This window comes from Nostoc sp. 'Peltigera membranacea cyanobiont' 210A (assembly GCF_002246015.1).
In the GTDB taxonomy this organism is placed as follows: domain Bacteria; phylum Cyanobacteriota; class Cyanobacteriia; order Cyanobacteriales; family Nostocaceae; genus Nostoc.
The window spans coordinates 82,317-94,146 of record NZ_NOLJ01000009.1 but is presented as its reverse complement, the minus strand read 5'-3'; the positions used below and the strand labels follow the sequence as shown (position 1 = coordinate 94,146).

Here is an 11,830-nt window from a genome sequence, read left to right as displayed (position 1 = left end):
TATCAAGCATATTATCTATCAGGCTTAATATCGGTACAAAATTTTATTAGAGGAGATATGAAATTGTGCAAGTTATCTCAGTCAACGTAGGACTTCCCCGTGAAGTACTTTGGGACTTTCGGAAGCTTACTGCTCCTAAGCGGACAGCGCCTTGCGGTAAACAATTTTGTCAGCGCCCGCTTGATAGAAGTCGCGTATCCGTGCTTCCTCCTCATAACCGCACTTGCGGTAGAAAGCTCGCGTGCGCTCGAAGTCCGGCGTCCCCGACGTTTCCACCAGCAGTACACGCCCACTGCGTGCCATCAATGTTTGCTCAACGTAGCGTAGCAGGGTCGCACCACGTCCTTGTCCTTGGCGGTCGGGTCGGATCGCAATCAACTGTAGATTCCATGTCTCATCAGTCATCCGTTCCATCTCACAGTAAGCAACCCCCACGGCCCCATTGTCGTCGTCGGTAATCCAAAAGCGATTACTGTCGCTGCTACAACTGAAGTACTCAGACAGCATTTCGCCAAGCTCCTCAAGTTGGTTCGGTTGGAACAGTCCGCTTGCGTCTGCTAAGGCAATCAGTGCGGTTGTGTCATCGGGTATGGTCGGTCGAATCATTGCGAACTCCGTGTGTAAAACAGGTTAGCCTCTGGAGTAAATATCACAACAGTTGTTATGTATTCTTAAAACATAACAACTGTTGTGATAAGATGTCAAGATACTTGTTTCATGTTGCTGTAAACCGAGGAGAGCTATGAGTTATGACGATCGCCGTATTGAAGTCACTAAAGCAGCATGGCGGGTGATTGTCCGTGAAGGATTGGATCGTGCCAGTATGCGGGCGATCGCGCAAGAACTTGGCTCTTCAACCGGGGTTGTTACCCATTACTTCCGAGATAAAGAAGAACTCACCCTATTTGCTCTGGAACAGGTGTTTGAAAACGTCCTAGAGGAAATGAAAACCTGTGCCGAGGGGCAACAAGGAATTGACAGACTAGCACAGATGATTTTTGTGGCTCTACCTCTGGAGGACATTGACAAAGCTGATTGGAAGGTTTGGGTGGCATTTTTGGGCTATTCTATCGGGCGCGATCGCCTTGTTCAGGAACACCGAAAACGCTATGACTTTTTACGGCAGATTATTTGTCAAGAATTAGCTGACTTACAAAAAGCCTTGCTAATTCGAGCCGATCTTGATTTAACCCTCGAAGCCAATGCACTCATCGCCCTAGTGGATGGCATTGGCACTGGTGTTGTCATTTGTCCTGAGCAGTTCTCCGCAGATCAACAAAAATATCTCGTGCGGCGACATATCAATGCTTTACTGACATCATCTTGAACATTGACGGACAGATGATATCGAAACGATTGTTTATTTTGATTAGGACTTACGCAAAAAATGTTAAAAAGCTTAATTTATCGAACCGCCAAGACGCCTTCGCGAAGCGTCTCGAAGAGAAGAACGCCAAGAATCGTAGAGTTTGCGTAAGTCCTATTGATAATAAAAATTAATATAAATTTTTCCTGAGTTTATCCTAGATTTTTATTTATCAATTCACCTAGCAAATTTTAATCAAAGTATTAGCCCCATCTTCGATAAAAACGTGATACTCGATATAGCAAGTTAATTAAAATAAAGTGCAGATATGCACTTTCTTGAGATGATGACAACTCCAACCCAAGAAGAAATCAGATTAGCAGAAGCCCAAAATCACATAGCCCATTGGCGTAGATGGGGGCCTTATTTAAGCGATCGCCAGTGGGGAAAAGTACGCGAAGACTACAGCCCCAACGGTACAGCCTGGGACTATTTCACCCACGATCAAGCCTGTTCTACGCACCTACCGTTGGGGTGAAGATGGAATTTTTGGTATTTATTTTTGGTATTTATGATAATCATCAGCGACTTTGTTTTGCGACGCCGAATAGCCCGTCGTAGACATCGCTCTGTAGCTGAATAAACTCGGTTCTTCATCTATTAAATAAAGGAGTTCACAACCGAATGTCAATTCATAACTTTACTCTATCCCGCCAGTTATTACGCAACTTGTCCATCATTTCGCTGACTGTTTTACTTTTATATGGTGCATCTCGTGTGATACTTCCTGCTCCGGCCACTGATATCTCGACTGCCATACCGCAGGGAAAGCAAGTAGCGGTTTTCGCTGGTGGGTGCTACTGGGGAATGGAAGCCGTTTTTGAGCATCTATTAGGTGTTTCTGATGTTGTTTCTGGCTTTTCTGGGGGTGATGCAAGAACCGCAGACTACACACTTGTCAGTGCTGGATTAACTAATCATGCTGAATCCGTAAAAATCACTTACGATCCATCAAAAATATCATATAATCAGCTTCTAAAAGTCTACTTTTTGGTAGCGCATGACCCAACAGAGTTAAATCGACAAGGCCCAGACTCAGGTAAGCAATATCGTTCGGCGATCTTTTTTGCTAACGATGAGCAGAAACAGGCTGCACAAAAATATATCGCTCAACTCAACAAATCGCGAATCTTCGACAAGCCGATTGTGACAGAATTAGATCCTTTGAAAGGTTTTTATCAGGCTGCGGCATACCATCAGAATTATATAGTGCATCATCCGAGCGATCGCTATGTTGTAATGAATGACTTGCCGAAGCTGGCTAAACTTCAAACAAAGTTCCCTGATATGTATAGCAAGTAAGGGGATTTGCAGCATTCGACTTTTAATATCCCCTCAATCCGGTGAAAGATTAGCCTATCCTGTAAGATGCTCGTCCATGCTTCTCCAGATATTGCTGATGATACTCTTCTGCTCTATAGAATTGTGATGCAGGTACAATCTCCGTCACAATTGGATTTTTGTGATAGCGAGAACTATTTTCAAGCTGCTCCTTGGAGGCTCTTGCTAATAATTCCTGCTCTGGAGTGTGGAAAAATATCACTGACCGATATTGATAACCAACATCTGGTTCCTCGTGGTTTGATGCTGTGGGATTGTGCTTATTCCAAAACACATTTAGCAGTTCATTATAAGATACTATTGCTGGATTGTATTCCACTTCCACTACCTCAGCATGTCCAGTTTTGCCTCTACAGACATCTTCATAGGTTGGATTCTCAAAGTGTCCGCCACTGTAACCAACTGCTGTAGAAGTTACTCCTTTTACTTGACGAAATGCTGCTTCAACTCCCCAGAAACAGCCTGCTCCAAATGTCGCTTTTTGTAGATTAGCGTTTTGCATATCTTTGATAACTATTTTGTGATAATTTTAAATGAAACTCATCAAATCAGACAGATACTTGAGAAGGAAATATTTCCTCAATACTGCCTGATTTATTTTAATTATTAGAATTACAGATTATCCTGATACGAGTATGATATAAAGCTGAATATTATCTAAGAATTGGAAAAAATAGTTAAATCTAAAATTAATATACTACTACAGTACGGCGTAAATAAAACACCCATTCCAAATCAATGAAAGGCTTGCAGTATCCGAATTACGAACTTGTACTGAGCGTAGCCGTACCACTTGCCTACGGCACGCTCCGCGAACGTGGAAGCAAGTACACGTAGCGTATCGTAGAGAAGTATTACGAATTACGAATTACGCCGTACTGTACTAGCTTTTGCTAACTATAGGAATATTTCTTAGAATACTCACTATTTCAATTGGGTCTAACCGTTTAGTATAATCTGCATCAACAAAAGCATAAACGATTTTTCCGTCTCGAGCGACTACAAATGTAGCTGGAATAGGTAGTTCAAAAGACTCATCTCCATTGTATCTAGGTAACACATGACCCTTTGACTCTAATATAGGTCTTAGATACTCCGGGATTTGAAACACAATTCCAAATTGACGAGCAATCATATTGCTGCGATCGCTTAATACTTCATAAGTTAGTTCATGTTTTTCTACAGTTGATATGGTATGACGAGTAGTTTGAGGTGAAATAGCAATTAGTGATGCTCCTAATGTTTTAATTGCAGGTAATGCTTGCTGGAGTCCTGCTAGTTCTAAGTTACAGAAAGGACACCAAGAACCTCGAAAAAAGGAAATAACTACAGGCCCACTAACTAGTAATTTTTGTAATTCTACTGCTTGACCGAAAGCATTAAGTAGAATGAAATTAGGAATAATATCTCCTACCTTTAAAGTTTGGTCAATTATACCTGAAGAAATTAGCTCATTTTTGATAGACTCTGTAAAATTCATCGTAATTTTCCTGAAAGTTAACTTATACTTTTATGTACCTTTCTAGAGAAATACTGTTGCAGTGAATTTACTGAAATGAGAAAAGTAGACCCTTGGATTTGCATTACTGGGATAATTGCTTTAGGTTCCAAGGCATGATTATCATCTACTATTCTTGTTGTTTTTATACACGTTAAGCCATCCGTTCAATGAGCCGGGAATAATCCGTTCAGCACAAGTGGCGCAAGTGTTTTCGCCGCTTAGTAGTTCGTACAATAACGGCTTGAAACTGAAGCGATCGCGCTGTTCAATTAAAATAATCGGATGGGAATAATTTTGCTGGCTTACAGTGTAAAGCTGTAAACAGTCCAGCGAAGCCACCACCCAGGATGACTGTGGGATGAGACTGAGACGCTCGAGAAGAATAATTGAGAATGTATCGCTAAGATGCAGAAACCACCCATGCCGAAAAACTGGATTATTAAAGTAGACAACTATTTCCATGCAAACCCCAATTGCATTATCGCCACCGCCCATGTGGACACGTTTCCCACAAACCTACCCCTAGAACCCAACATCCGCGAACCCAACCGCAAAAGTGCAACCTACAGACAAATCTTTGACTCTGTGACGACTCAACCAGAAAAATTCTTCTCTCGTCACAGTGGAATCGTTCTGTCAGCCAATAAAGTTAAACCTAGCAAAAACAAAACCGAACTGGAGCTAGAAGTTTTAGAAGCTAGCGAGGGGGGTAGCGATGGCATTATCAACGGAGGTCACACAGTTTTAGCTTTTGAAAGTGCTAAAAATTACAAATATGACCTCAGCCTTGCCAGAGTCAAAGTTACCATCCACATTGGACTCCAGGAAGAGGAGGCTAAAGATATAGCCCTCGCCTCAAATACTACTTCTCCTGTCGATTCTCGCTCCAAAGTCAACGCCAGGGGTGATTACAAATTTATCAAGCAGTATTTAGCCCAGTTAGAAAGAGCAGAAGATAGAAAATTTAGAATAGCCTATTACCAAAACCAAAGCGGCGCTCCTAGAAATGCCCAGTGTAATGTTAACCACTTATTCAAGCTGATCAACTGCCTCGACAGAAATAGATACAACCCTGACGGGAATAAAAGAAGCAAGCACCCTACAGGTACGAACACCCCAAGCCAAATCACAGACACTGAGAGGGAAAGATTAACTCTTCTATTGCCTCTACTTCCCAAAGCTCTGTGGATAGAGCAAAGACTGTACGAAATCATCCAAGAACATATCAGCAACCCCAGAAGAAAGGGTGTCAACGATTTAGCATCAATTGATACACGCAAAACGACCCTTCTCCCCGACAGCAAGTACTCGTTTGGGTTTGGTGCGCCAACTGACCTCGCACTACCCATAATTGCATCCTATCGCGTATTCCTAGACCAAGACTATAACTGGATTATTCCTTTTGACGAATTTGCGGAAAACTTTCTCCAACACCTGTGGGGTAACTATTACCGTAAATACTTGATATCGGAGAAAACAGCAGGAAATACAGTGGGGACTAAAATTTGTCGCAACTCAGAAATTTGGGAAAGTCTGTACATTTCGGCCCAAAGTTATTTAAACCAACATTTGGTGAAAATTGTCAATTCCAGCAAGCATGAAGAATTAACACTCACACCAACCTAAAATGTCCACTTAACAATTAATTGTCATCTAAAAAGAGATTATAGGCATTTTCTAGAATGCCAGTCTCTAGGCAAAGCCTAATTGTGTTGCGATCGCCCACCGTAGGCGCTTTGTGCCATCGCAGCGCAAGGGATTTTCAAAATACAGGTTCTGTGGGTTGGCAATTACCGTCTACCCCTAAAACCTGTAGCCTTTACTAGAAAAGGATTTCCGGATTTAAATAGCAAATTAGACTTGACACGATGGATTTTACGGCGTACCAAGGTAGGTAAATTGCGCTTTCACGAGAATTAAACCTCGTCCAAGTTGAAAAGGGAACTCTTAATAGGCGAAAGTATAGGATTTGGGAGTAAAACCCGATTAAGAAAAACTATGGGTTTCAAAGTAGACGCGGTTTATCTGCACTTTATTGGTGCGATGGGCTTACGCCCCGCCTTCTTGCGATCACCTCCGGTCGGTCGGAGACCATCGCACTCCTAAACAGTTGCTCCCGTTCACCTGCGGCGGCTTGGGAAGAAGCTAACAGCACCAGCTTCCGGAACAAACACGGGCAGTGAATTAATGTCAGAATGTCTATTCCAAGAGTAGTTTTGGATACTGTGCCTGATGAAGACCCTTGCTCTTGAGTATCAGAAAACCGACTCGTGCGTTCACACAAGTTAACATTTCAATTAATTTGGCAAAACCCTTTTTGTTAGTAGTGAGTAGAGTAGCAAGGGGGAGTAGAATGAGACTAAAAATGTCTGGGAACAAACGTTATCGGACATTTTTTGGGGGCGGATAAACCCGCTTTATCCCGCGTATTATTTTGAGGCTGTGTGATGACGTTATCACGTACAGACGCAGGTGTAGATACAGAAGAATTAGGGGTGGCGCTCGCTCAGTTATCACCGGAACAACTAGCGGTGATCAAAGCAACAGTCGAAGCGGTGGTACAGGCAACTGGCACACCCAAAATCACTGGGGCGGAAACTACCAGCGAACTGTTTTCTAGTTGGCTCACCAGTAGGGAGTCAGAGCAAACTGTGCGAGCATACCGAAATGACGTGATGCACTTTGTTCAGTGGCGACTAGGCATTGACTATCCAGACTTAGATAATTTAAACCTGCACACCACCACCAAAGAAGATGTGGACAATTACAAAGCCCACCTACTTAAAAAAGAGAAAACAGGGGAAATTGCTCGTGCTTCCGTCCGCCGTCGCCTTGCTTCCCTTAAAAGCTTTCTGCGCTACGCTTGCGATGTAGGCTACTTGCGGGCCAACCCTGCAATGTTGTTGAAAGTACCTCCGGAGCGCAAAAAAATTAAGGAGCGCACCCTGACTGAGACTGAGATTGAAATCCTATTCGATGCAGCTGCACAAGTTGTAGAACAAGCCCCCACTCCTCACAAAAAGATACAAGCGCAACGCAACCAACTAATTCTGGAGCTTTTTTACTACGGTGCTATTCGGGTAGGTGAGAGTGGTTTAACCTGGGCTACCATGCATTCAAATCAGTCCGGGCTACCTTACATTAAAGTGGTAGGCAAAGGAGACAAGGAGCGCGATGTTCCCATACCGATAGAACTTTACCAATACCTTTTGGCTAATCGACAACATACTAAAGACAAAACCGAGCCGCTTTTCACAAGCCAAAAAACGGGTGAACCCATTTGCGATCGCCACATCCGCCGCATCATCAAATCCATTGCCGAAGTAGCAGGGTTAAGTCGCATCCCCTCCCCACACTGGTTACGGCACAGCCACGCTACCCATGCTGCTAAAAACACACCTATTCACATCATCACCAAAACGCTGGGCCACTCGTCAGGGAAAATCACGATAGACAACTATCTACACGTGGGTGAAGATGAAGCTAGCTCTCTTAATCTCAAACGATATCGCTGAGACTTTGTGAGACATGCCCCGATTAGAAATTAGCGGCGATCGTAGCCCATTGCGCCACTACCCCAGAAATGTGAACGCAAGCGTCACCTGAGCGGATGATACAGTTCGTCAAGAGCATTCCATTCCCAACCCACGCTCATTGGATCGCGGTTACGTGACCAACTCAAAAATTCTTTGGTGCTGAGTTTTTCTCTTTCAGCAATCAGGCTTTGGGGGCTAACACCAAGTCTTGGGGCAAGACTTTCGTTTGTCCTGGGTTGTAATTCAACTTGTGTTTGTTGGTATGGGTGCACTTGTCTTCGCGGTTTGTTGTTGCCCAATCTCCCAGAGGCGATTGCCCGTTCGATTAGCTCCAGCTTTTTGGTGATAGCTTCAAGTTTTGTTTCCACCAAGGAGCCAAGATCTGCAAGATGGGATTCCAGTTTCTCCAGCTTTTTCTCTAGCTGTTTGACTGATTTACTGCCTGCCGTTACATCGATATCATTATTGATATCAAATTTTATTAGTAATTCCTCTAAGGCTTGCAGCAAGGCAATTGTATGACCCTGCCTGTGTAGTTTTGATAGTCGCCGAACCACCTTAATTAGTGGAACGGGCACACGAATCATCTCGCTTGGTGGGGACTTTTGGTCAGGCATTTGATATCATTTTTGATATCGACATATTGATTGTAAAAGGTTTGGCGCAAAGCTATAATTTACTGAGTATTAATTGTGCCCATATTTTAAAAGATTGTTACATTTAGAAACAATCTGCTGTAGAGGAATAAAAAAGTTCAACAATAAATAATAAAGTCCAACAATTTCTGTTAGGTGCTTTACCCCGCTCCAGGCATCCGTCCATAAATCGCTCGCTTGCCTGTACATCGCGCCCACGCTACGTTATTACTAGAGCGATCGCTTCTCAAAACAACTGATTTTCATAGCGTTGAGGTTAGCATCAGTTCCAAGCGCGTACAATTTTTCCGTTTTGGCACAGTGATGCCAATTGGGATTTCACTACACGGTTTGACCGCCATCAACGACCAAGGCGTGCCCGACAACGAAGGAAGACGCATCCGAACACAGCCAGACCACGGCATTGGCGATCTCTTCGGGCTGTCCCATCCTTCCAATCGGTTCCTCTGAGATTACCTGTTCTCGTCCTTCAGGAGTGCCGCCGGTGAAGCGATCCATCATCGACGTGTCGATATAGCCAGGACAGACGGCGTTGATGCGGATGTTCTGCGAGGCGTAGTCGAGAGCCGCCGACTTGGTGAGTCCGATCAAGCCGTGTTTTGCGGCGGTGTATGCGGCTCCGCCCTTGATGCCGATGACCCCAGCACCCGATGATGTGTTCACGATTGCGCCGCCTCCTTGCTTGAGTAGCAGCGGGATTTCATACTTCATGCACAGAAAAACGCCGCGCAGGTTAATGTTGACGATCCGATCCCACTCTGACTCTTCGATTTGGGCTGTTGCTGCATTCTTCTGCTCCACACCGGCGTTGTTAAAGGCAAAGTCCAGCCGCCCGAAGGTCTCGATGGTCTTGGAAAGAGCCGCCTTCACGTCCTCGCTTCGCGTCACATCGCACTTGACGGCGATCGCTCGGGAGCCGAGTTCTTCGATCATGCGTGCCGTTTCTTGATTGCCCTGTTCTGAAACGTCGGCGACCACTACATTAGCGCCCTCACGGGCAAACGCCAGCGCCGTAGCTCGACCGATGCCGTTCGCTGCTCCGGTTACAAACGCAACCTTTCCCATATAGTTTCCATTCTCGTTCGTTGTCATTTTTTAACTCCTAACTTTTATTCCAATCAAGATTTCTGAAAGCCGTCATTTCGCGTCAGCTTTATATTCCTCGTCCGTCACAGGCTTGAGCCAATTCACCTGACTGTCGCCTTTGTAGTTGGTAATTACAACGTGCGTCATCGGAGATTCGGGTGATGCGCCGTGCCAGTGTTCAATGTCGGGATTGCAAAGAATTACATCGCCTTTGTTAATCGTTTTGATGGGTTTGCCTCTTTCTTGATAAAGCCCTTTGCCCATCGTCACGAGTATAGTTTGTCCTGCCGGATGGTTGTGCCAGTTTGCCCGTGCGCCCGGCTCGAAGGTCACACTGGCGATTGAAAAATTATTGTTTTCGGTTTTTGGAGCGAGTGGCTGCACATAAACCGTTCCTGTAAAAGTTTCCGCCGGGGCTTTTTCGCCCTTTGGAAAAATCGTGTTTTCAGTTTTATTTTCCGCCTTTTCCACTTTTGTTTGCTCCGTATTAGCCGATTGCTGATTGCTGCATCCAACGGCTAAAAAAAGTGCCGCGCATAATATCAATCCGATTGTTATATTTTTCATAATTTTATTCTCCCGGTGATTACTCCAATTCAAACGTCACCGTTACGTTTCCTGATCCTACTGCGGCTTCAAGCCCTGAAAGATCGTCCATCCGTCCGAGTTTTGTATAACTGTATTGCGTCGGAAATGTTTTATAGAAAAGCACTAAGGTATTGCTTCCCCAAACCATCAGATCGCCTTTGTTGATTGTTTTGGGATTGGAAGAGTCGGTCGGCAAATTGTTCGAGAAATCATATTTTTTCTCGTTGCCGTTCAGTTCATCCATCTTCAGCGTCAACGGCAGCATCGCTTTGAAAGCGTTTGCCGTCGCATTGTCAAAGAGTGTGGCATTGAAAGTCTTTGACCCGATTTTAATCTTTATCTTATTGCCTTTAGTCTCGTTGGCAGCATTATTGCTTTGATTATTAATATTCGTATTACCAGCAAATGCCGATTGGTCTTGACTGCAACCGACGGATCTGCCGAAAAGAAATGTTGCTGAAAACATCATTACGATTAAGAATTTCATATTGCTCATTCGTCTTTTTTCAAAGTGAAACGACTTCTTGGTTTCTGCTTCCTGATTACTTTAGATTCGTTTTGAAAAAGCCTTCCAGCTTGTCAAAAGGAATCAGATCGGTTTTGTCGTATAAATCAACGTGTCCGGCATTCGGAACAATAACCAGTTCTTTCGGTTCGGCTGCGCGTTTGTAAGCATCCTCACTAAACTCTTTTGAGTGAGCCTTATCACCCGTAATGAAAAGCATCGGACGAGGGGAAATCGTTTCAATGTCATTGAACGGATAAAAGTTCATAAACTTAGTGTTACTGCTCAATGTCGGATGCGTCGTCAGTTCCGGCGACCCTCCCTTTGGGGTATAGTCACCTCGCGGAGTGCGGTAGAATTCATAAAATTCACGCTGAATAGGATGAGTGTTTTCATCCAACTTATGAACAGTCCCGCCCGTATATTTGGTTTCGCCGCCGGTAAACTCTGCGTAACGCTGCTCCGCAGCCTCAGCTATAAGTTTCTTTCTCTGCTCTAGGGTTTGCGAAAGATTAAGCGCATTGCGGCTCGCTGCTCCCATGTCATACATACTGACTGTGGCAACAGCTTTCATTCGCGGATCAATCTTAGCGGCACTGATAACAAAGCTTCCGCTACCACAAACTCCAATTATTCCGATTCGGTTTCTGTCAACAAATGGACGCGTCCCAAGAAAGTCAACTGCTGCACTGAAATCTTCAGAATAAATATCAGGCGCAACAGCGTTGCGTGGTTCGCCCTCACTCTCACCCCAGAAAGACAAGTCAAGAGATAAAGTCACAAACCCTCGTTCAGCCATATTTGCAGCATACACATTGGCACTTTGTTCTTTTACAGCTCCCATAGGATGCCCAACAATGATCGCCGAATGTTTTTTACTCTGATCTAAATTCTTGGGAATAAATAGATGTCCCGCAACATTCATTTTGTATTGGTTTTTAAAAGTAACCTTATACATCGTAACGTTGTCGCTTACCTTAAAAGTTGTATATCCCTTTGGTGTTATTTGTTCCATCTCTGCTGTTTGTTTTGATTGTCCTTTTTGTTCTGTTTGTGTGTAAGCTTGCCCGCTTATCATAGGAGCTATCATCGCTAAAATTAATATATATTTCATATACTTTCTCCCCTTTTCATTGTGAGATTTACAGATTGAAATTGTTGCTCTATTAATCTGAAATTTCTCCAAATATCAATCTGGTTTTATCAGCAACGTTTCTACCGTTTGCTGTATGAGTTCAATTATGCGGGCGT

The 11,830-nt window shown here is 43.9% G+C and carries 13 protein-coding genes and 2 pseudogenes; 6 read left to right on the top strand and 9 right to left on the bottom strand.

Features of this window, described 5'->3' with window-relative positions; translation table 11 throughout:
* Positions 1-135: 135 nt before the first annotated feature.
* Positions 136-606: a GNAT family N-acetyltransferase gene (locus CDG76_RS26740; RefSeq protein WP_094351913.1), complete on the bottom strand. Its 471-nt coding sequence runs from the start codon at positions 604-606 to the stop codon at positions 136-138.
* Positions 607-742: 136 nt separating this feature from the next.
* On the opposite strand from CDG76_RS26740, the gene CDG76_RS26735 reads away from it, so the two are divergent.
* From CDG76_RS26735 to msrA (CDG76_RS26725), 3 genes and pseudogenes are all read left to right on the top strand, one after another.
* Positions 743-1,327: a TetR/AcrR family transcriptional regulator gene (locus CDG76_RS26735; RefSeq protein ID WP_094351912.1), complete on the top strand. Its 585-nt coding sequence runs from the start codon at positions 743-745 to the stop codon at positions 1,325-1,327.
* A gap of 325 nt (positions 1,328-1,652) precedes the next feature.
* Positions 1,653-1,906, top strand: a pseudogene (locus CDG76_RS26730) (hypothetical protein); the annotation flags it as partial.
* A gap of 84 nt (positions 1,907-1,990) precedes the next feature.
* Positions 1,991-2,668: a peptide-methionine (S)-S-oxide reductase MsrA gene (msrA, locus tag CDG76_RS26725; RefSeq protein ID WP_094351911.1), complete on the top strand. Its 678-nt coding sequence runs from the start codon at positions 1,991-1,993 to the stop codon at positions 2,666-2,668.
* 49 nt (positions 2,669-2,717) lie between these two features.
* Here msrA (CDG76_RS26725) and msrA (CDG76_RS26720) read toward each other — a convergent pair whose 3' ends face one another.
* The 3 genes and pseudogenes from msrA (CDG76_RS26720) to CDG76_RS26710 form a co-directional block, all read right to left on the bottom strand.
* Positions 2,718-3,209, bottom strand: a complete 492-nt coding sequence (msrA, locus tag CDG76_RS26720; protein ID WP_094351910.1) for a peptide-methionine (S)-S-oxide reductase MsrA — start codon at positions 3,207-3,209, stop codon at positions 2,718-2,720.
* Positions 3,210-3,590: 381 nt separating this feature from the next.
* Entirely contained in the window at positions 3,591-4,187 is a 597-nt protein-coding gene (locus CDG76_RS26715; protein WP_094351909.1) for a peroxiredoxin-like family protein, read from the bottom strand.
* Between the two features lie 231 nt (positions 4,188-4,418).
* Positions 4,419-4,602, bottom strand: a pseudogene (locus tag CDG76_RS26710) (hypothetical protein); the annotation flags it as partial.
* 26 nt (positions 4,603-4,628) lie between these two features.
* On the opposite strand from CDG76_RS26710, the gene CDG76_RS26705 reads away from it, so the two are divergent.
* From CDG76_RS26705 to CDG76_RS26700, 3 genes are all read left to right on the top strand, one after another.
* Entirely contained in the window at positions 4,629-5,834 is a 1,206-nt protein-coding gene (locus tag CDG76_RS26705) for an AIPR family protein (protein WP_094351908.1), read from the top strand.
* 56 nt (positions 5,835-5,890) lie between these two features.
* Entirely contained in the window at positions 5,891-6,034 is a 144-nt protein-coding gene (locus tag CDG76_RS37730) for a hypothetical protein (protein ID WP_190240995.1), read from the top strand.
* A 621-nt stretch (positions 6,035-6,655) separates the two neighbouring features.
* Entirely contained in the window at positions 6,656-7,723 is a 1,068-nt protein-coding gene (locus CDG76_RS26700) for a tyrosine-type recombinase/integrase (protein ID WP_094351907.1), read from the top strand.
* Between the two features lie 83 nt (positions 7,724-7,806).
* On the opposite strand, the gene CDG76_RS26695 is transcribed toward CDG76_RS26700, so the two are convergent.
* The 5 genes from CDG76_RS26695 to CDG76_RS26675 all read right to left on the bottom strand — a co-directional run bounded on the left by CDG76_RS26695 (position 7,807) and on the right by CDG76_RS26675 (position 11,693).
* Positions 7,807-8,361 (bottom strand): hypothetical protein, encoded by a 555-nt coding sequence (locus CDG76_RS26695; protein ID WP_094351906.1) that lies wholly within the window; start codon positions 8,359-8,361, stop codon positions 7,807-7,809.
* A 360-nt stretch (positions 8,362-8,721) separates the two neighbouring features.
* A complete protein-coding gene (locus CDG76_RS26690) occupies positions 8,722-9,492 on the bottom strand; it encodes an SDR family oxidoreductase (protein ID WP_094351905.1) in 771 nt (256 codons plus the stop codon).
* A 45-nt stretch (positions 9,493-9,537) separates the two neighbouring features.
* Complete coding sequence (locus CDG76_RS26685) at positions 9,538-10,053, bottom strand: (R)-mandelonitrile lyase (RefSeq protein WP_094351904.1); 516 nt, start codon at positions 10,051-10,053, stop codon at positions 9,538-9,540.
* 19 nt (positions 10,054-10,072) lie between these two features.
* Positions 10,073-10,561, bottom strand: a complete 489-nt coding sequence (locus CDG76_RS26680; protein WP_223265403.1) for a cyclophilin-like fold protein — start codon at positions 10,559-10,561, stop codon at positions 10,073-10,075.
* Between the two features lie 55 nt (positions 10,562-10,616).
* A complete protein-coding gene (locus tag CDG76_RS26675) occupies positions 10,617-11,693 on the bottom strand; it encodes an alpha/beta hydrolase (protein WP_190240994.1) in 1,077 nt (358 codons plus the stop codon).
* Between the last annotated feature and the right edge of the window lie 137 nt (positions 11,694-11,830).